Genomic DNA, 19,391 nt, shown 5'->3' on the forward strand with positions numbered 1-19,391 from the left:
GCGGAAATAATGTGAAAAGGACGCAGTGAAATCGTGAAGCAAATGCGACAGCCGCCCGAGCCAGGGGCGGAACCCCGGGAAACAGAGGTTCTCGTTGACTGGCGGAGGGCTGAGGCGGGCCATGCCGCGCGCCTCGCCCGCGTTGCAGGCAGGCTCGGTGTGCTAGACGAGCGGCTGAAGCGGGGCCCGGAGGGCTGGCGGCACAGGCTCGCCATGATTGAAGCGGCCGACCTGAGTTGGTTCGCGGGTGACCGCATCGGGCCGGATCGGCTCGCGCTCTGGACCTCCATGCGCCTGTCCAGCGTTCAGGACGACACGGCTGCGCTGGCGCGTGTCGGATGGGCGGTGCGGCGGCTGACGGGTGGGCCGGGACCAGAGCAGGATCTTTCTGCCTTCCTCGACCGCCGCGACCCCGAGCGCTTGGATGATGAGGCCGAACCATTCGCGGACCGTGCTGGCAGTTGGCTAGATCTGATGGCGCAGGCAACTGATCTTCACCCGACCACCCGCGCTTGCATGGGCTTTCACCTCTGGAGCCTTGCCGGCCTTGCGCAACATGGCGACAAGCTGGAGGCCGCGCTTACGGCCGCACGAATCGCTGCCAGCGATTGCAAAGGTGCAGTTTTTGCACCGCTGGCCATCGGCGGGGCAGGGGGTCTGCGCGCCGGCGGCCCGCCAACGGAACGCCTAGCGCGATGGCTCGAGGGGATGGAGACTGCAGCGCTGACCGCGATGCGGCACCTGGACGCCATCGAGGCGTGGGCCGAGCGCGCAAGAGCTGAGATGACCCCGCTCTCGGGCAAAACTCCACCTGCACTGAGCGCATTGTTTGCGGAGTGGCCTTTGGTATCTGCCCCAATGGCGGCAGCCTTGACGAGGGCTAGCCGCGCCGCGATCCAGCGTAATCTTGCGTGGATGGAAGCGCATGGCTTAGTCCGCGAGGTAACCGGGCAAGGACGCTACCGAATGTGGAAAGCCGCAAGTTGAACGGAGACGCTTCCTCGCGTCCTATTCGGCCTGCTTCGCGATTGACTTAACAAATTGGATGGCACTCTACAGAATACAACCTATTAGAGGTTTCGTGACGCGATGCGCATCCTCGTATAACTCATTGAAATATGCGTGCGATGGATCAGCGCGGCGGATCGGACGTCGCCAATCGCCAGGGCGCGCAGGACTTCGTCGATCTCGTCTGCAAAGATCCGCACTTCTGCAGCCACGTCAATGCGCGCGGCTGCCATGGATTTCAGCCAGATCCGGGCGGTCTGCAGGAACAGACGCTCGCAGATCTCGCGCAGCGGAAGGTTCGAGGTGATGCCGTGGAATTCGTGGAAGAACTCCATGTTCAGTTCCCCAAAGCGCCGGGCGTCGGGCGCATTGGCCAACGCGCGAACCTCGGCCGACAGCAGCTGCAAACGGTCCCACAGGGCGGGGTCGGGCGGGTTCGGGCCAAGGACCCCCAGAAGCTCGGCCAGTTCCATTCGCAGCTGATAGGTCTGTTCCAGCGCCTCGATGTCGACATCGGTGACAAAGGTCCCGACACCATGCACCGACTGCAACAGGCCTTCGCCTTCCAGCCGGACCAGAACCCGACGCAAGGGTGTGCGGCTGGTCCCGAACTCTGCTGCCAGATCCTCCTCTGACAACCGGGTGCCGGGGGTATAGTCCAGAACACAGATGCGATTGCGCAGGACCTTGTGCATCCTGTCAAAGCGGTCGCGGGCGGTGGGCAGGCTTTCGGCTGGAAAGTTCACGGCACCCTCATCTCGTCTGGCGTGTCACGATATAGACCCCAACGGCTGACAAGGCCAATCCGGCAAGCGCCAGGGGACGCAGGGGTTCGTCCAGCAGCGCCCATGCAAGGGCCATCGCAAGCGGCGGCACGAGATACATCAGCGCCGAAATCCGCGTGGCATCGCCGCGCGCGATCATGGCGATGTAAAGCGAAATCGAGATCAGCGAATTGCCCAGGACCAGCCAGACCAGCGCGACGATCAGGCCCGGCTGCCAGTCGATCGACAGGCTTTCAGTGGCCACGGCCACCGGGGCAACCAGCGTGAAGCCCACGGCATATTGAACCAGCCCTCCGGCCACCGGGTCGGTCTTGCGGCCCAGGGCCTTTTCGAACAGCGTGGCCCCGCTGATCCCGGCCAGAGCCCCAAGTGCCAGAAGCGCCGCGCCAATCGGGCTTGGACCCAGCGACCCCTCGGACCAGACCGCCAGCAGGACGCCACAAAAGCCGATCCCCAGCCCCGACCACAGAAGAAGTCCCCCGCGCTTGCCGCCGATCAGTGGCGATGCGGCGGCGACAAGGGCGGGCTGCAGCGCCATGATGATGGCGGTGGTCCCGGCGTTCATCCCCTGCTTCATCGCCAGATAGGCCAGGCCGAAATAGACGCCCTGAATAAGAAACCCCGTCACCGCCACCGCTGCCCAATGCCGTGCGCCCACCGGCCATTGCGGTCGCAGCAGCAGGGCAAGGGGGACCAGCACCACCACCGCCAACCCATAGCGCAGGGCCAGAAGGGTCATCGGTTCGGCATGTTGCAGGCCCAGCTTGGCAAAGCCATAACCCCCCGACCACAGGATCAGAAAGACAAAGGGGGCGGCCCGCCAGAAGGCAGTCATGGGGCGACCTGAAGCCGGTCTCCCAGGCGTTCCAGAAAGCGGATGCCCTCGGCCAGTTGCTCCAGTGCGATGAATTCGTCGGGTTTGTGGGCCTGTTCGATCGAGCCGGGGCCGCAGATCACCGCCTGCATGCCCATGGCCTGAAAGATCCCCGCCTCGGTGCCAAAGGGCACCAGGCCCGCGCCGTTGGCCCCGGTCAGCGCCAGCGCGATCTCGCGCGCCTCGTTCTCGCTGGTCGGAATCAGCCCATCCACCTCGCCGATCACTTCGGTGATGATATCGGCCATGGGGGCCACCGCGCGCATCCCCGGCAGCAGGTGGTGGGTGCAGAATTCATGCAGGTCGGCCTTGACCAGATCGGCGTCGCCGGGCTGGGCCGGGCGCATTTCCCAGTCCACCCGCGCCTTTCCGGCGATGACGTTATGGGCCACACCGCCGACCAGCGCGCCGGTGTTGATCGTGGTCCAGGGCGGCTCGAACCGGCTGTCGGGGGGGGCGAGGGCCTTCAGAACCTCGCGCAGCTCCAGCAGCCGGGCGACATAGCGCACCGCATATTCCACCGCATTCACCCCGCGTTCGGGGGCCGAACCGTGACCCTCAAGCCCGGTGAAATGCACCGAATATTCGTAGCAGCCCTTGTGCCCCTCGATCACCCGCATCAGCGTCGGCTCGCCAATGATGGCGACGCGCGGCTTCACCCCGCGCGCCTGCAGAAGCGGGGCCAGCGCTTGCGCACCCAGACAGCCGATCTCTTCGTCATGGGTAACGGCGAAATGGATCGGCCGGGCGATGGCCTTTTGCGCATAGACGGGCGCCAACGCCACGGCGGCAGCGATAAAGCCCTTCATGTCACAGGTGCCGCGCCCGTAAAGCCGCCCGTCGCGTTCCACCATCGCCCAGGGGTCAGAGGTCCAGGCCTGATCGGCCACCGGCACCACGTCGGAATGGCCGGACAGAAGGATGCCGCCGTCGATGTCGGGGCCAATGGTGGCAAAGAGATTGGCCTTGCCGCCACTGGGATCGCGGAACACCTCGACCCGCGCCCCGGCGTCGGCCAGCAGGCCTGCCAGATGCTCGATCAGCGCCAGATTGCTGTCGGCCGAAACCGTGGGATAGGCAATCAGCTGGCCCAGAATCTCGCGGGTGCGGGTCATGTGGTCCAAGGCTTACTCCTTGACGAACAGTTTGCGTTCGACCTGGCACAGCGCCTGGGCCGGGCCGGTGTCGCCGATCAGGATGGTTTCGGTGGTCTCCAACCCCCAGCTGTCCATCCAGAGCGCGGGCATGAAGTGAAAGACCATGCCGGGTTGCAGAACCGTCTCGTCCTCGGTGCGGATCGAGGCGGTGCGTTCGCCCCAATCGGGCGGATAGGACAGGCCGATCGGATAGCCCATCCGGCCCTCGCGGTGGATGCCGTATTTCTTCAGCACATCCATGAAGGCCTGGGCGATGTCGCGGGTCTGGTTGCCCGCGCGGGCGGCGGCAAGGCCGGCCTCGATCCCTTCGATCTGCGCCTCTTCGGCGCGGCGCATCTCGGCGGGGGGCTGGCCCAGATAGACGGTCCGGCAGAGCGGAGCATGGTAGCGACGATAGCAGCCCGACAGTTCGAAGAACGTCGCCTCGCCCGCCTTCATCGGCGCGCCGTTCCAGGTCAGATGCGCGGCGGTGGCGTCCATGCCCGATGGCGTCAGCGGCACGATGGCGGGATAGTCGCCCCAATCCTCGCCCACGCCGATCAGCCCGGCGCGGGAGATCTCGGCCACCAGTTCGTTCTTGCGCAGGCCCGGGCGCGACAGGTCGATGGCCGTCCGCACGATCTTTTCGGAAATCGCGGCGGCCTTGCGGATGAAGACGATCTCTTCGGCCGATTTCACCAGGCGCTGCCAGTTCACCAAAGCGGTGGCATCGACAAGCGTTGCCTTTGAAAGCTCCGAACCCAGCACCGCATGCGCCTTGGCCGAGTAGTAGTAATTCTCCATCTCCACCCCGACGCGGGCCTGTTCCAGCCCCATGTCGCGCAGGATGCGGGCAAGGTCCTGCATCGGGTGGCGCACGGTCGACTGCACATAGCTGTCGGCATAGCCGTGGATCGAAGGCGGGGCGATCCAGCAGGTGCGCAAGGCACCAAGGCTGTCCATGTGGCGACCCCACCAATGCGGCTCGCCTTCCATCGTCAGGATAACGCCCTGGTGGACGTAGAACGACCAGCCATCATAGCCCGTCAGCCAGGCCTGGTTTGACGGGTCGGTGACAAAGATCGCGTCCAGGCCCGCCTTGGCCATCGCGGCACGGGTCAGGGCGATTCGGCGGTCATATTCAGCTTGGCTGAAAGGGGCATTCTGCGGGGTCATGATTTCTCACTGGGGTGGCATGTTGTATACAAGACTAAGGACAGAGTTCGGAATTTTGCAAGCAATAATCCACTTACCCGTCATTTTACGGCAAAATCGCTTGACACAGTTTGAAGATTTCTTGTGTTGTATACAACAGGCGGAGAAATCCATGAACAACCCACCGCCAAACAGGAGGATCCGATATGAAGATGTCTACCCTGACGACGACGGCGCTGGCCGGTCTTTGGCTTGGCGTTTCGGCCATTGCCGCCCTGGCAGGCCCGCTGGAAGACCGCATCGCAGCGGGCGACACCATCCGCATCGGCTTTGCCAATGAAATCCCGTTTGCCTATCCGGGCGAGGATGGCACCCCCAAGGGCTTTGTGAATGCCGCGGTGATCGGCGTGCTGGCCAAGATGGGCTATACCAACATCGAGACCGTCGAGACCGAGTGGGGCGGGCTGATCCCCGGCCTGAACGCAGGCCAGTTCGACATCATCACCGGGGGCATGAACATCCTGGCTGCGCGCTGCGAGAACATCGCCTTTTCCGAGCCGATGGCCAAGATCGGCGACGGGTTCATCGTGGCTCCGGGCAACCCCAAGGGCATCCAGACCTACACCGACGTCAAGGACAAGGCCGTGATGCTGGTGACGGGGGCGGGCTATTCCAACATCGACGCCGCAAAGGCTGCGGGCGTGACCGAAGATCAGATCATGATCGTCCCCGGCCCGACCGAGATTCTTGCGGCCGTCACCGCTGGCCGGGCCGATGCCGGGACCGGCACCTATCCGACGATGAAACAGCTGGCCGACAGCTCCGGCGGCGCAGTCGAAATCGTGGATCCGTCCGCCATGCCGGAAGAGTCGTTCAACTGGGCCGGCGTGGGCTTCCGCAAGGAAGACCAGGACTTCCTTGACCGGTTCAACGCGGCGCAGAAAGACTATCTCGGCTCGCCCGAAATGCTGGCTGCGGTGGCTGAGTACGGCTACTCGGAAGCCATGCTGCCCGGCGACAAGACGACGGAATGGGTCTGCGCGAACCGCTAGGCACCCAACATGCGGGGTCGGACGTTCCGGCCCCGCCCTTTCGCATAACCAAGGGGTAGACCGGCGATGTGGGAGTTCCTGCAAACCTATGGCCCAAGGCTGCTTGACGGCGCGCTGGTCACCTGTGCCCAGTTCATTCTTGCCGCCCTTGTCGCCTGCGTAGCGGCACTTGCGGCAGGACTTGGCCGCCTGTCGTCCCTGTGGCCGGTCCGCAGCCTTTCGGTCGTCTACATCGAACTTTTCCGGGGCACGTCGCTTCTGGTCCAGCTGTACTGGATTTTCTTCGTCCTGCCCCTGTTCGGGATCAGCCTGCCAAAATTCGAGGCCGGGTTCCTGTCTGTCGGCCTGAACGTCGGGGCCTATGGCGCCGAGATCGTGCGCGGCGCGATCCAGGCCGTCCCGCGCGGACAGTGGGAGGCGGGGTATGCCCTGTCGATGTCGCCCGCCAAGCGGATGCGGCGGATCATCCTGCCGCAGGCGCTGGTGCTGATGCTGCCGCCCTGGGGCAACCTGATGATCGAGCTTTTGAAGGGCACCGCCCTTGTCGCGCTGATCGCCGTGCCCGACCTGATGTTCGTGGCCAAGCAGATCAACGGCGCCACCTTCCGGTCGGCCGAGGCGTTCGGCGCGGCGCTTGTCATCTACTACCTTCTGGCCCGGGTGCTGATCACCCCCGCGATGCGCGGGCTGGAACGGGCCATGGCGCGGAGGCTTGGCCGGGCATGACCTTTGACTGGAACTGGGAATTCGCCATCGAAATCCTGCCGCGCCTGCTGCGGGCCACGATCAACACCCTGATCGCGGCCGGGGTGGGCTATGGGATCGCCATGATCCTGGGGCTGGTCTTCGCGCTGGCGCTGCGCAGCTCCGGTCGCCTGCCGCGCACCCTGTTGCGCGAGGTGCTGGAGTTCATCCGTTCGACCCCTCTGGTCGTGCAGATCTTCTTCATCTTCTACGTCGGCCCGCAGGTCGGCATCACGCTGTCGCCCTGGGTCGCCGGGATGATCGCCATCGGCCTGCACTATTCGGCCTATCTGGCCGAGGTTTACCGCGCCGGAATCGAAGCCGTGCCGCGCGGCCAGTGGGAATCCTGCCGCGCCCTGAACCTGACCACCCGCGACAGCTATGTGCGCATCATTCTGCCGCAGGCCTTGCCGCATGCCGTGCCGGGCATGGGCAATTATCTGGTCGGCATCTTCAAGGACACGCCGATGCTGTCGGTGATCGGGGTGACCGAACTGATGCAGGCCGCCAATTCCATCGGCTCGGAAACCTACCGCTTTCTTGAGCCTTACACGCTGGTCGGTCTGATCTTTCTTGCGCTGTCGCTGCCCACGGCAGGTCTTGTCCGCCTGGGCGAACGTCGGCTGCGCCGCAAACTGGGGCTTTGAGTCATGGATCTGTCCGCCTATCCCTTGGAACTGCCCGAAAGCGACCGCCCGATGGTGCGCTTCATGAACGTGACCAAAAGCTATGGCTCGCTGGTCGTGCTGGACAGCCTGAACCTGGACATCCAGCGAGGCGAGATGGTGTCGGTGATCGGTCCGTCGGGTTCGGGCAAGACCACGGTCCTGCGCATGCTGATGACGCTGGAGACGATCAATGACGGCGTGATCTATGTCGATGGCAAGCCCCTGACCCACATGGTCCGAAACGGGCGTCTGGTCCCCGCAGACGAGGCGCATCTGCGGCGGATGCGGGCCTCGATCGGCATGTGTTTCCAGCATTTCAACCTGTTTCCGCACATGACCGCGCTGCAGAACTGCATGGAAGGTCCGGTGCAGGTGCTGGGCCTGCCCAAGGCCGAGGCGCGGGCACGGGCCGAGGAACTTCTGGCGATGGTCGGCATGATCGACAAGAAGGACCAGCACCCCTCGCGCCTGTCCGGGGGTCAGCAGCAGCGCGTGGCGATTGCCCGCGCACTGGCGATGCGGCCGCGCATCATGCTGTTTGACGAGGTGACCTCGGCGCTTGACCCCGAGGTGATCGGCGAGGTGACGCAGGTCATTCGCAAGCTGGTGGCCGAACATGATCTGACCATGCTGATGGTCACACACCAGATGGGCTTTGCCCGCGACATCTCGGACCGGATCTGTTTCTTCTACAAGGGTCGGATCGAGGAACAGGCCGCACCCGAGCAGTTCTTCACCAACCCGCAGCGGGAACGGACGCAGCAATTCCTGCGGGCGGTCAAGGATGCCGATTAAGCCGCTGACGCTGGCCGATGTGCTGGCTGCGGCCAAGGTGATCCGGGGCCGGGCCGACGGCACACCGCTGGTGCCGTCGCAAATCCCCGGCCTGGGGCAAGAGATGCTGCTCAAGCTTGAAACCACGCAACCGATGGGCGCGTTCAAGCTGCGAGGGGCGCTGACTGCGCTGGCCGCCCTGCCGCCCGACGCGCCGGGGGTGGTGTGCTGTTCCACCGGCAACCACGGTCGCGCCATCGCCTATGCCGCCCGCGAGATGGGCCTGCGTGCCGTGGTCTGCATGTCGGCGCTTGTGCCTGCCGCCAAGGTCGCGGGCATCCGCGCCCTTGGGGCCGAGGTGCGGATCATCGGCCGGTCACAGGACGATGCCGCCAAAGAAAGCCGGGCGCTTGTGGCGACCGAGGGGCTGGTGGAAATCCCGCCCTTTGACGATGCCCGTGTCATCGCCGGGCAGGGGACCATCGGGCTGGAACTTCTGGCCGCCCGGCCTGACCTGTCCACGCTGCTTCTACCGCTGTCAGGCGGGGGCCTTGCCGCCGGGGTGGCGCTGGCCGCCAAGGCGATCAAGCCCGGCCTGCGCGTCATCGGCATCTCGATGGAACGCGGCGCGGCGATGCAGGCGTCCATTGCAGCGGGTCATCCGGTGGCGGTGACGGAATACCCGTCGCTGGCCGACAGTCTGGGCGGTGGGATCGGGTTGCAGAACCGGCTGACCTTGGCGCTCTGCCGCGATCTTCTGGACGAGGTTGTGCTTGTGGACGAGGTGGCAATCCGCGACGCCATGCAGGCGCTGTTCTTCCATGACCGCATGGTGGCCGAGGGCAGCGCGGTCGTGGGACTGGCGGCGGTGATGACGGGGGCCGTGCGGCTTGGTGGGCCTGCGGCAACCATCCTGACCGGGCGCAACACCGACATGACCAGCTTTGCCGATATCGTCGCGGGGCGCGACCTGCAGATCGGCGACATTTTCCTGAAGGGCAGACCCTATGGCGCATGACATCCAGATCGTCACCGAGGCCGAACTGCGCCGGATCGTCGCGCTTGACCTGACCACGGTAGACGTGATCGAGGCCGCCTTTGCCGCGCTGGCATCGGGCGGGGTGGTGATGCCACCGATCCTGTCGATGGACCTGCCCGCAGCGCATGGCGAGGTGGATGTGAAAACCGCCTATATCCCCGGCTTTGACGGCTTTGCGATCAAGGTCAGCCCCGGCTTTTTCAACAACCCAGCCTTGGGCCTGCCCAGCCTGAACGGGCTGATGATCCTGTTCTCGGCCAAGACCGGGCTGGTGCAATCGCTGTTTCTGGACAATGGCTATCTGACCGACATCCGCACCGCCGCAGCCGGCGCGGTGGCCGCCCGCCATCTGGCACCCGAAATGGTCGAAACGGCTGGTGTCATCGGCACCGGGGTCCAGGCGCGGCTGCAGATGCAGGCGGCCCATCTGGTACGGCCCTTCCAGCGCCTGTTGGTTCATGGCCGCGATCCGGTAAAGGCCCGCGCCTGCGCCGATGATCTGGCCGCCCGTCTTGGCGTTCAGGCGCAGGCGGTCGACAGCGCGGAAACCCTTGTCCGGGCTTCGCAACTTGTGGTCACAACGACGCCCGCCCGCGCGCCGCTGATCCGCGCCGAATGGCTGCATCCGGGGCTGCATATCACCGCCATGGGCTCGGACCAGTCGGGCAAGAATGAAATCGACCCGCGTGCCCTTGCCGCCGCCGATGCCTATGTCTGCGACCGGGTAAGCCAGTGCGAAGTCTCGGGCGAGATGGAGGCGGCGCTGGCCGCCGGTCTGTGGACCAAGGGCCGCCCGGCCGAACTGGGCGAGGTCATCACCGGCGCAAGGCCTGGCCGCCACAGCCCGCAGGATGTCACGATCTGCGATCTGACCGGCACCGGCGTGCAGGATACCGCCATCGCCACTCATGTCCGCGCCCGCCACCCGCAGGCCGGCACGATCCTGCAGGCCTAGCCTATCGGCAGCGCGAACCCCGCCTTCACCCGGTCGATCACCACCATGGTCTTGAACCCCCGGATATCGGGGTTGCCATAAAAGAACCGCCGGGTGAACTGCTCGAAGTCTTCCATGTCCCGCGCCGTCACGACCAGCACGAAATCGGCGTCCCCTGTGACGTAATAGCCCGTCATGATTTCCGGCGTGGCGCGGATCGACGCCTTGAAGCGGTCGATGATATCGGCACGCTCGCGCTCCAGCGTGACATGCACCAGCGTCGTCAACTCGCGCCCGATGGCCTTTGGCGAGACGATGGACAGATCCGCCTCGATCACCTTGTCCTCGCGCAGCCGCTTCATCCGACGCTGACAGGCGGTCGGCGACAGGCCGACCATCTCGCCCAGAACCTCGCTGGATTGGCGGTTGTTCTCTTGCAGGGCGCGGAGAATCTTCAGATCAATTGCATCAAGGGTCATGCACAGCCTTCCTGTACCATTTGCCGAAATATTGCAGGATTCCTGCGCGGAATACCAGAAATACGACGTAAACCGCAGGCTCAAGCAAGTATTCTGTGCCTCACCCCTTGCCTCAGGAGCCGCAGATGGATCACAGCCTTTCCCAGATCGCCGAGATGGACCGTGCCAGCGTGCTGCATCCCTTCACCCAGGCGAAAGACTATGCCAGCGGCAAGGCGGGCGATCCGACCATTGTCACCGGCGGCAAGGGCATCCGCATTCAGGACGCCAAGGGCAACAGCTATATCGACGCTTTCGCCGGGCTTTACTGCGTCAACATCGGCTACGGCCGTGACGAGGTGGCCGATGCCATCTCCAAGCAGGCGCATCAACTGGCCTATTACCACTCTTACGCCGCGCATACGACGGACCAGCTTGCCATTCTCTCCGACCGGCTTGTCCGCATGGCGCCGGGCAAGATGAGCAAGGTGTTCTATGGCATGTCGGGGTCGGATGCCAACGAAACCCAGGCGAAACTTGTGTGGTATTACAACAACCTGCGCGGCAAGCCTGGCAAGAAGAAGATCATCTCGCGCGACCGCGGCTATCATGGCTGCTCGGTTGTATCGGGTTCGATGACCGGGATGAGCTTTTACCATGACCATATGGATCTGCCGATGGGCCTGATCCGCCATACCGGCGCGCCGCACCATTACTGGGGCGCGGAACCCGGCGAAAGCGAAGAGCAGTTCTCGGCCCGCCGCGCGGCCGAGTTGGAGGCAATGATCCTGCGCGAGGGCCCCGACACCGTGGGGGCCTTCATCGGCGAGCCGGTTCTGGGCACCGGTGGCATCACCCCGCCGCCCGCAGGCTACTGGGCGGCCATTCAGGCGGTGCTGCGCAAATATGATGTGCTTTTGATCGCTGACGAAGTGGTGACGGGCTTTGGCCGCACCGGCGTGCTGTTTGGTTGCACCAAATACGACATCGAGCCTGACCTCATTACCGTCGCCAAGGGCCTGACCTCGGCCTATGTACCGCTGTCGGCGGCCATCATCGGTGAAAAGGTCTACAAGGTAATTGAAGAGGGGGCTGACAAAGTCGGCGCTTTCAGCCACGGCTACACATACTCTGGTCACCCCATCGGGGTCGCCTGCGCCAATGCGGTGCTGGATATTGTCGAGCGCGAAGATCTGCCCGGTAATGCCCGCACCACCGGCGCCTATTTCCAGGACCGTCTGCGGCAGGTCTTTGCGCAGCTTCCCATCGTCGGCGAAGTGCGCGGCGTCGGGTTGATGGCAGCCCTCGAATTCGTTGCTGACCGGGACAAGAAGCAGCGTTTCGATCCGGCCCTGAAAGTCGGAGCCAAGGTCTCGGCCGCTGCACGGGCGCGCGGCCTCATTGCCCGCGCCATGCCGCATGGTGACATTCTGGGCTTTGCCCCGCCGCTTGTCACGACCCGCGAGGATGTGGACGCCATCATCGACATCGCCGAAGCGGCCGTGCGCGAGGTGATGGACCAGTTGACCCGCGAGAAGGCCGTGGCCTGACCACGCAACCGACGCGCTGGATCACCAAAAGGCGCCGCGACCCGATCCTGTCGCGGCCCACTTCCGCCATAATGCCGGTCTCGCCGCAGCTGGAGCGCTGTGCCGCGCAGACTTACAGACGACAGGACAGCCTCAGATGATCGCGCTGCTAAGCACAAATTCGGCCGAAGCCGCCACCTGCCAAGTCATGAACCCTTTTGACGGGACGGTCACTGGACAGGTGACCGTGGCACGTCCGGAAGACCTGCCGGAGATCATGGCCCGGGCTGCCCAAGGGCAGTCTATCGCGCGCGCGCTGCCACGTCACCGTCGCGCTCATATCCTCGAAACCGCCGCAGCCCTGGTTCAGGCAAGGGCTGAAAACTTCGCGTGCCAGATCACCGCCGAGGCCGGCAAGACAATTCGTCAGGCCCGAAAAGAGGTCGCACGCTGCATCAATACGCTGAAACTCTCGGCCGAAGAGGCAAAGCGCGGGGCCGGCGAAGTCATTCCCTTCGATGCCTATGCCGGTTCGGAAAACCGGATGGGCTGGTTCACGCGCGAGCCCCTGGGGATCATCCTCGCCATTACCCCGTTCAATGATCCGCTCAATCTGGTGGCGCACAAGCTTGGCCCAGCCATCGCCGGGGGGAATTCCATCATTCTGAAACCTTCGGAACTTGCGCCGCTGTCGGCTCTGGCACTTGTGGAGGTGCTGATTGAAGCCGGGCTGCCAACCGAAGTGGTGACGCCGGTCGTGGGTGGACCCGACCTTGGCAAGGCGCTGGTTGCGGCACGACCGATCCGCATGATCTCGTTCACCGGCGGTTTCGGGACAGGAGAGGCGATCTCGCGTCAGGCAGGGCTGAAGAAGCTTGCGATGGACCTTGGCGGCAATGCGCCCGTCATCGTCATGGCGGACGCGGCGTTGGGCCAGGCGGTCGAGGCCTGCGTATCGGGGTCATTCTGGGCGGCGGGGCAGAACTGCATCGGGACCCAACGCATCCTGATCGAGCGTCCGGTCTACGACGCCTTCCGCGCGGCATTTGTCGCCCAGACCGAAGCCTTGCGCGCCGGCAACCCGCTGGACGAGGCGACCGATGTCGGCCCGATGATAACCGAGGCGGCGGCAGAGCGTGCCGAAAGACTAGTCAACCGCGCGCTGCAGGCCGGGGCGCGGCTGCTGGCCGGTCATCGGCGCGCAGGCGCGCTTTACCACCCCACGGTCCTGGAAGCCGTCCCGCATGACGTCGCGCTCTGGTGCGAAGAGGCCTTTGCTCCCGTAGTGACACTGGAACCCTTCGACAGTTTCGATCAGGCCATCGATTTGGCCAACGCGGTCGATTTCAGCCTGCATGCCGGGATATTCACCTCGCGGCTCGACCTTGCGCTGGAAGCTTCCAGCCGTATCGAGGCCGGCGGGGTGATGGTGAACGATTCCTCGGACTACCGCTTTGACGCCATGCCTTTCGGCGGGTTCAAGTATGGCAGTCTTGGCCGCGAAGGCGTGCGATTTGCTTACGAGGAAATGACCCAGCCCCGAGTCGTGTGCATCAACCGGTATTAAACACAGCGCTTCATTAGAAGCACCTCTATATCTCGCCTGCATAGTAGTCCTTTCATCACTCGGGCAGGTTCCCGTCAGCGAACAGGTTCGGGAACAGACGCTCCCGGTAGTCGAGAGGGAACGCCAAGCGAACGGGCGTCTTCGGCGATGCGGATGACAGATAGCCGGCCGCAGTCAGCTTGCTCAGGGTGTTGCGTGCCGTGCGCTCGGATGTCTTGAGCACGATCTGCGCTTCGCCGCGTTCCAGCGCGCCATAGCGAAGGACCGCCGAAATCAGGTCGGGCGCGCGTTTGTCGTCGATGGTGTCTTCGACCAGACGCCGGTAGCGCTTTTCCAGACCGCCTAGGTCGAAGAGCTTCGCCGAGAAGTTGATCTGATCCAACGTCACCTTCAGGAACCATTCGCAATAGGTCTACAGGGCGGCCTCGGACAGATTGCCCCGCCCATCGCGATCCCCGCGACGGGGTGTGTCGGCCAGGTCCATCATGCGCTTGTATTCGCCCCGGTCCGCCAACCCGCGCGCCAGTCCGCGTGAGATAGACCATAGACCCTGGCCACCGATACCAGCCTCGAGTGCCATCGCATGAGACATGAGGCGGCTGACCCGCCCGTTGCCGTCGGGAAAAGGGTGGATATAGTTGAGCCGGTGGTGGCCGAGGCGATTGCGATGATCCGTCCGCTCGCCGAGCGGGCCGCGATTTGAAATCGCTTGTCGAAGTGGCCCATGAAGGCGGCAACCCGACCCGAGGAGGGGGGAAGATGGCGCCCGACGGCAACTTCGCTATCGCCTTCCTGCCGCATTCGGCCCGGAATGATCGGCTCCCAAGTCCCATCCGGGTGTTCGGTGCGCCGGAACTCGTCGGGCATCTCACCGTAGAATGCCTTGTGCACCCAGGTGAGGAAGGCGACGGACGTTGGCCGGGGTAGGGTGCCCTCCCGGTACATCTTGTCGATCGACCGCTGGACGATGACATGGGCGCGGGCTTCCAGTGCCAGGGGACGCGTCTCGGCCTCCAATTCGGCACCGGCGAGGGCGCGTTCAATGTCGCGGGGGCGCGTGTTGTGCCCCTCGATCAGGTTCGAGTAGTAGCAGTTCATCACCCTGACCAAATCCGCCAACTCGGCCGCACTATCCGGGTGAAGACCTTGACCAAGGGTTGCTGCTTCGCGCTGGATCTCGACCGAGAGGTCCGCCAGGCTGGCAGGTATGTGCTCCTCGAAGAAGCAAGGCTCGATCCGGCCGGGTGTCTCAAACATTTCTTGCCGATCTTGCGCCTAAGGAAGTTATAGTGATTGCTATCAGTTTCGGCCAAGAATTCCAAGATTCTGCCGATGTGCCTTGCCGACCTTCGTTGCCGGTGTGGGACCGTTCAATTATCTGGGGTCACGCCGCGCGCCGGAAGAGCGGCACTGGTACAAAGTGAGAAACGACAGGTAGCTTCGACTGTTTCGGCGATTGGTAGGCGAGGCGGTCTTTGAGGTTGCCGTTGGTAATTGCAACGCGAACCTGAAAGAGCAGGTTTGCGCCCTTTTCAGTCCAGCGCATCTGCTTTTTTTTGACCATTCGCCTGGCGACAAGGTTGTTGACGCTCGCTTCGGCTGACGTCTAGGCGATGCGCTTTCCGGCACGGTACCTCTCTCCATAATTGGCAATCGAGTTGCGATTTTGCTCGATGTAGGTTGTCAGGTTCATCAGGCCCGGTCGGAACAGGTGGCAGGTGGTGCTGCCAAGGGCCTCCAACTGAGACAGGCGGAGGAGATGATTGATCAAATCAAGAGCCCGGTCTGTCTGGCCATTCCACAGTAGCCATCGGACTGATTCGACCGTCTCAGCAAGGTTGTCGGGCGCATCTTGAGGTGGTCGCCGCGACACGCTGGCCGCAATCTGCTCAATCGGGCGCAGCTTCATGGCGATATGAAACCAGTCGAGGATGTGCGTTGCTGGCTGTGGCAACGCGGTCTTCAGACGCTTCAAGCATTCCGCACCGTCCGAGATCACAGTGATCTCACCTTTGCCCTGATACCCCAGATATGTGAGCGCATGCAGCGCTTCTGCGCGCATTCTAGTTCGTGATGTCCCCGAAAACGCGAACAGAGTTCCGCCGTTGCTTCCCACTCCGCCCCGGCTCGCATGACAAATGACGGCTTCGAAACTGCGGGTTTCACGCCCTCTAACTTTCGGAATATGTGCAGTATCGATGCTGAGAACGAATTCCCGTTCAAGATCACCTGGAAGTGGCAGTTCGCCTTGGCGTCGTTCCCGAGTGTCCAACTTTTCATGGAACATACGCAGCTTATCTTTTTCTTCCAAACGCCTCCCGACTGCCAGGGTGCGATGCCTAAGGGTCGTGAAGCTCTTCGGGGACTGCTCTGGCAGAAACTCAGCCAGAACATCCGCCGCCGTTCGGTAGGGCATCATAGCGCCCAACTTAGCGTTCAGCGCCATCAGTTCGGGCGTTGCCCGATCTGGGCAGAGCTCGGAAACAGGGGTGATTGTGAAGTCGACGCCGGGGATGCATTGTCTGCATGGGTACAGCCGAGGGCTTGGCACGGTGACAGCGCCGTAGACCGTCTGTATCGTTATGGTCGAGTAATCCTTGATCGGCCGGGTTCCGCCGCATCCCTGACAATGACGTCGAAACAGAGCATAGAGGGAGCTCTGCTGCTGGACGAGGTGCCGTTGAAGCGATGCCAGAATCGCTTTGCCGTCATCAATCGAAAGGCCAATGCTACCGTCGGCCAGATCCTCGAAGTTCTTCTCGATTTCAAATTCGCAACGTTGTCCGCGAGTGATCTCGTCGGACCCTTCAATACTGATTTTCCAGCGCATTCTGCTTCTCCACTGCAATAGTTCGCAGTGAGTAAAACTCGGTTCGACAGGTTATGCACCCCAGAGAATTGAACGGTCCCGTCACGGTCTGGCGGAGTACCGGATGCTGACCATCTGAGTGGTCCAGTCGGCGCTGTTAAGCACCGAATGTACGAAAGAGGTCCGTCGAAAGAGACAACTGAGCCGGTTCTTGCGTGAGTCCACCCCGCAACTTCGAGTATTGCGGCAAGCCTAAAGAGCGGAAATGGAATGAACGGCGAAATGACAGTCTGAATTGGCCGATTGGCACAAAATCAGAAAAGAAGTCCTGCGACCGCATGCTCAGAGGAGTTCCAAGACTTCAATTGGTCCATTGCAAGGAAATCCGTGTCTCATGGCAGACACGGATTTCGATGAAATCTAGAGTCCTAACCCCGCGACCATACGGACCGCATGCGCCGCCTCGGCACCCTTCTTGCGGAAGTGTTCATAGAAGAACGCGTGATGCTCGGGTGTGCTGTGGAACTTGTGCGGGGTCAGGCTTACCGAGAAAGTCGGGACGCCTGTCGCAAGCTGTGCGTCCATGAGGCCAGTCACGACCGCCTGAGCCACAAATTCGTGGCGATAGATGCCGCTGTCGACCACCAGGGCGGCGGCCACGATGGCATCATACTTTCCGCTTTCGCCCAGCTTCTTGGCTAAGAGCGGCATTTCAAAAGCGCCGGGGACATCTAGGGCCGTGATATTCACGGATTGGCCGGCCTCGGCCATGCCAGCCTCGAAGCCCACCAGAGCCTGATCGACGATATCGGCATGCCAACGCGCCTTGATGAAGGCAACTTCGATGGTCTTGGTCATTTGGAACCTCCTGAGTTCAGAATGGTCCCAAGGCGATACCGAACGCAGCGGCGCAGGCACCGTTGCGTCCGTTCTCTTTCATCCGGACTATACCGTCGGCCCCGGAGTTTCACCGGATCTGCTGACCCCGCCAAAGGCAGGCGCTCGCGGGCTATCACCGCCGGTGGGGAATTTCACCCCGCCCCGAGAACGTCAGTGTTATTGCCGCATTCGGGTCAATCGGCAAGGCCCGTCCTGCAAAAACTACCAGTGTCAGTGCGAGGACAGAACTTCCGCTTTCTGAACGTGGGCTGGGCACTGCTTTTCGCCTGTCAGATCTCTTGTGACGCCTTGGTTGCGTTGGAAACTTCTGGAAATTCAGGGCCTGGTCCTGGCTGCTGATGCAATGATATTGATAAGCATTGCTGCTGAAATCGCGCCAGGGTCGGGATGGCCAAGAGAGCGTTCCTGCAGCCGCTCGGCCCGACCCATCCGGGCGATCATGCCAGATGTTGCCTTGGCTCCCTCATTTGCACGATTGGACACGGTGGTGGTGTCGGCACCCGACAGGACGGCTTCAGCCGCCGGATCCCAGGCGTCCAGCATGGTTTTCTGTCCGGGCTCGGCCTTGCCGCGATGCACGATGCCATCCCGGATGGCAGGGACAATCTGCAGCAAGTTTTCGCGTAAGATCGCGTTGACGGGGCCAAGCGCCTTGCCCGCCCGCAGAAAGCCTGTCGCGTAAAGCGGGCCTGACGAGGCACCAATCGCATTGAGGAAGGCCTTAGCGGCGGCGTTGCAGATGTCCTGCAGTGTGCCCTCGGTCTCGGCGGCGGCCTTTGCGGCGGCGGACATGCCTTGCTCCATCGCGATGCCGTGGTCGCCGTCACCTATGGCGCCATCCAGCGCGCAAAGGGCGTCGCGTTCGGCAGCCATCTTGGCAGCAAATGCAGCAAAAAGCGCCCTGAGGTCGGTTGTGGTGAAGTCCATTGCCCTACCCTTGCCGAAACATTGCACAGTCACAGGGATGGTCGATCAGCGGGATCAGTTCGTCATCCAGATGCATCAGCGTGATGGACGCGCCCGCCATGTCCAGCGAGGTGCAATAGAGGCCGACAAGCGCCTTGTGAACCGTCAGCCCCGCGTGCGCCAGGCGCTGTGCAACGCGGGCGTGCAGGATGTAAAGCTCCATCAGCGGGGTCGCGCCAAGGGAATTGACCAGTACGGCCACCTTGTCCCCCCTTGCGGCGTTCATTTCGGTCAGAAGTGCATCCATGATCTCGTCGCCCACGTCATCGGCCGGGCGCAGCGGGCCGCGACGGACGCCGGGTTCGCCGTGGATGCCCATGCCGATCTCCATCTCTCCGATGGGCAGGTCAAAACTGGGGCGGCGGGTCTGGGGCAGCGAACAGGACGACAGCGCCACGCCCATCGTAAAGGTGCGCGCGTTGGCATGGCGGGCGATACGTTCGACCTCGTCCAATGGCAACATCAGGTCGGCGGCGGCCCCGGCAGCCTTGAAGATGAACACGTTGCCGGCCACGCCCCGGCGCTTTTCGCGGGTGGGAGAGGAGGCGATGTCATCGGTGGTCAGCACCGTCCGGGCCTCGACGCCCTCCATCTCCAGCAGTTCGGCGGCCATGTCGAAGTTCATGACGTCGCCCGCATAGTTGCCATACATGAACAGCACGCCCGCCCCGCCGTTGGCAGCCAGGGCGGCATCGACGGCGGGTTGCGGCGGGGGCGAGGCGAAGACGTTGCCGACGGCACAGGCATCGGCCAGCCCCTTGCCGACATAGCCCAGAAACGTCGGCTCGTGCCCCGAACCGCCGCCAATCACCAGCGCCACTTTGCCGGGACGCGGCCCGTGACGCGCAATTACGGCGCGGGGCGCGTGATCGGGTCGCCAAAGGTGGTCCGAATGCGCGGCCAGAATGCCGGAAAGCATCTCGTCAACCGCCGCGTTGCCGTCATTGATCAGCTTCTGTGTCAGCATGGCGTCCTCCGTCCCGGCAAGTCTAG

At 63.2% G+C, this 19,391-nt stretch carries 19 protein-coding genes, 1 pseudogene and 1 riboswitch; of the genes and pseudogenes, 9 read left to right on the top strand and 11 right to left on the bottom strand.

The features are described 5' to 3' along the window. The first annotated feature begins 42 nt into the window (after positions 1 to 42). Positions 43 to 987: a helix-turn-helix domain-containing protein gene (locus Q8M85_RS13160; RefSeq protein WP_305545313.1), complete on the top strand. Its 945-nt coding sequence runs from the start codon at positions 43 to 45 to the stop codon at positions 985 to 987. Between the two features lie 83 nt (positions 988 to 1,070). Here the strand turns inward: Q8M85_RS13160 and Q8M85_RS13165 are convergent, their stop codons facing one another. The 4 genes from Q8M85_RS13165 to Q8M85_RS13180 are packed head-to-tail and all read right to left on the bottom strand — an operon-like array spanning position 1,071 to position 4,979. Then, complete coding sequence (locus Q8M85_RS13165) at positions 1,071 to 1,754, bottom strand: GntR family transcriptional regulator (protein ID WP_305545316.1); 684 nt, start codon at positions 1,752 to 1,754, stop codon at positions 1,071 to 1,073. Positions 1,755 to 1,761: 7 nt separating this feature from the next. Next, positions 1,762 to 2,628, bottom strand: coding sequence for a DMT family transporter (locus Q8M85_RS13170; protein ID WP_267635544.1), 867 nt, complete (start codon positions 2,626 to 2,628; stop codon positions 1,762 to 1,764). Then, complete coding sequence (gene argE, locus Q8M85_RS13175; protein ID WP_267635547.1) at positions 2,625 to 3,782, bottom strand: acetylornithine deacetylase; 1,158 nt, start codon at positions 3,780 to 3,782, stop codon at positions 2,625 to 2,627. The genes Q8M85_RS13170 and argE overlap by 4 nt, the downstream gene beginning before the upstream one ends. A gap of 12 nt (positions 3,783 to 3,794) precedes the next feature. Beyond that, positions 3,795 to 4,979: a M24 family metallopeptidase gene (locus tag Q8M85_RS13180; protein ID WP_305545320.1), complete on the bottom strand. Its 1,185-nt coding sequence runs from the start codon at positions 4,977 to 4,979 to the stop codon at positions 3,795 to 3,797. A 185-nt stretch (positions 4,980 to 5,164) separates the two neighbouring features. Between Q8M85_RS13180 and ehuB the strand changes: the two genes are divergently transcribed. From ehuB to Q8M85_RS13210, 6 genes are all read left to right on the top strand, one after another. Next, positions 5,165 to 6,010: an ectoine/hydroxyectoine ABC transporter substrate-binding protein EhuB gene (gene ehuB, locus Q8M85_RS13185; protein ID WP_305545322.1), complete on the top strand. Its 846-nt coding sequence runs from the start codon at positions 5,165 to 5,167 to the stop codon at positions 6,008 to 6,010. A 66-nt stretch (positions 6,011 to 6,076) separates the two neighbouring features. Continuing rightward, positions 6,077 to 6,736, top strand: a complete 660-nt coding sequence (gene ehuC / locus Q8M85_RS13190; protein WP_305545325.1) for an ectoine/hydroxyectoine ABC transporter permease subunit EhuC — start codon at positions 6,077 to 6,079, stop codon at positions 6,734 to 6,736. Further along, complete coding sequence (gene ehuD, locus Q8M85_RS13195; RefSeq protein ID WP_305545328.1) at positions 6,733 to 7,401, top strand: ectoine/hydroxyectoine ABC transporter permease subunit EhuD; 669 nt, start codon at positions 6,733 to 6,735, stop codon at positions 7,399 to 7,401. The genes ehuC and ehuD overlap by 4 nt, the downstream gene beginning before the upstream one ends. 3 nt (positions 7,402 to 7,404) lie before the next feature. Next, positions 7,405 to 8,217, top strand: a complete 813-nt coding sequence (ehuA, locus tag Q8M85_RS13200) for an ectoine/hydroxyectoine ABC transporter ATP-binding protein EhuA (RefSeq protein ID WP_305545331.1) — start codon at positions 7,405 to 7,407, stop codon at positions 8,215 to 8,217. Then, the gene (gene eutB, locus Q8M85_RS13205) at positions 8,207 to 9,214 is read left to right on the top strand and encodes a hydroxyectoine utilization dehydratase EutB (protein WP_267635535.1); all 1,008 of its coding nucleotides are present in this window, start codon (positions 8,207 to 8,209) and stop codon (positions 9,212 to 9,214) included. Before ehuA ends, eutB begins: the two co-directional genes overlap by 11 nt. Beyond that, positions 9,204 to 10,190 carry a cyclodeaminase gene (locus tag Q8M85_RS13210; protein ID WP_267635534.1) on the top strand — a complete coding sequence of 329 codons (987 nt, stop codon included), beginning with the start codon at positions 9,204 to 9,206 and terminating at the stop codon, positions 10,188 to 10,190. Before eutB ends, Q8M85_RS13210 begins: the two co-directional genes overlap by 11 nt. Here the strand turns inward: Q8M85_RS13210 and Q8M85_RS13215 are convergent. After that, the gene (locus Q8M85_RS13215) at positions 10,187 to 10,648 is read right to left on the bottom strand and encodes an Lrp/AsnC family transcriptional regulator (RefSeq protein ID WP_305545336.1); all 462 of its coding nucleotides are present in this window, start codon (positions 10,646 to 10,648) and stop codon (positions 10,187 to 10,189) included. The genes Q8M85_RS13210 and Q8M85_RS13215 overlap by 4 nt on opposite strands. Before the next feature lie 125 nt (positions 10,649 to 10,773). On the opposite strand from Q8M85_RS13215, the gene Q8M85_RS13220 reads away from it, so the two are divergent. Together Q8M85_RS13220 and Q8M85_RS13225 are read left to right on the top strand one after the other, a co-directional pair. After that, positions 10,774 to 12,177 carry an aspartate aminotransferase family protein gene (locus Q8M85_RS13220; protein WP_305545339.1) on the top strand — a complete coding sequence of 468 codons (1,404 nt, stop codon included), beginning with the start codon at positions 10,774 to 10,776 and terminating at the stop codon, positions 12,175 to 12,177. Positions 12,178 to 12,313: 136 nt separating this feature from the next. Next, complete coding sequence (locus tag Q8M85_RS13225) at positions 12,314 to 13,723, top strand: aldehyde dehydrogenase family protein (RefSeq protein ID WP_305545341.1); 1,410 nt, start codon at positions 12,314 to 12,316, stop codon at positions 13,721 to 13,723. Positions 13,724 to 13,778: 55 nt separating this feature from the next. Here Q8M85_RS13225 and Q8M85_RS13230 read toward each other — a convergent pair. The 6 genes and pseudogenes from Q8M85_RS13230 to Q8M85_RS13255 all read right to left on the bottom strand — a co-directional run bounded on the left by Q8M85_RS13230 (position 13,779) and on the right by Q8M85_RS13255 (position 19,365). Next, positions 13,779 to 14,980 (bottom strand): annotated as a pseudogene (locus Q8M85_RS13230) (Fic family protein). A gap of 127 nt (positions 14,981 to 15,107) precedes the next feature. Beyond that, positions 15,108 to 15,269: a hypothetical protein gene (locus Q8M85_RS13235; protein ID WP_305545344.1), complete on the bottom strand. Its 162-nt coding sequence runs from the start codon at positions 15,267 to 15,269 to the stop codon at positions 15,108 to 15,110. Between the two features lie 60 nt (positions 15,270 to 15,329). Continuing rightward, the gene (locus tag Q8M85_RS13240) at positions 15,330 to 16,553 is read right to left on the bottom strand and encodes an ISKra4 family transposase (RefSeq protein ID WP_305545347.1); all 1,224 of its coding nucleotides are present in this window, start codon (positions 16,551 to 16,553) and stop codon (positions 15,330 to 15,332) included. A gap of 399 nt (positions 16,554 to 16,952) precedes the next feature. Next, entirely contained in the window at positions 16,953 to 17,390 is a 438-nt protein-coding gene (locus tag Q8M85_RS13245; protein WP_305545350.1) for a 6,7-dimethyl-8-ribityllumazine synthase, read from the bottom strand. A 66-nt stretch (positions 17,391 to 17,456) separates the two neighbouring features. Continuing rightward, positions 17,457 to 17,585: riboswitch (FMN riboswitch) on the bottom strand. 162 nt (positions 17,586 to 17,747) lie between these two features. Continuing rightward, entirely contained in the window at positions 17,748 to 18,359 is a 612-nt protein-coding gene (gene dhaL, locus Q8M85_RS13250) for a dihydroxyacetone kinase subunit DhaL (protein ID WP_305545353.1), read from the bottom strand. A gap of 4 nt (positions 18,360 to 18,363) precedes the next feature. Then, positions 18,364 to 19,365: a dihydroxyacetone kinase subunit DhaK gene (locus tag Q8M85_RS13255; protein ID WP_305545356.1), complete on the bottom strand. Its 1,002-nt coding sequence runs from the start codon at positions 19,363 to 19,365 to the stop codon at positions 18,364 to 18,366. Positions 19,366 to 19,391: the final 26 nt, after the last annotated feature.

It is taken from the genome of Tabrizicola sp., from assembly GCF_030694085.1.
In the GTDB taxonomy this organism is placed as follows: Bacteria; Pseudomonadota; Alphaproteobacteria; order Rhodobacterales; family Rhodobacteraceae; genus Tabrizicola.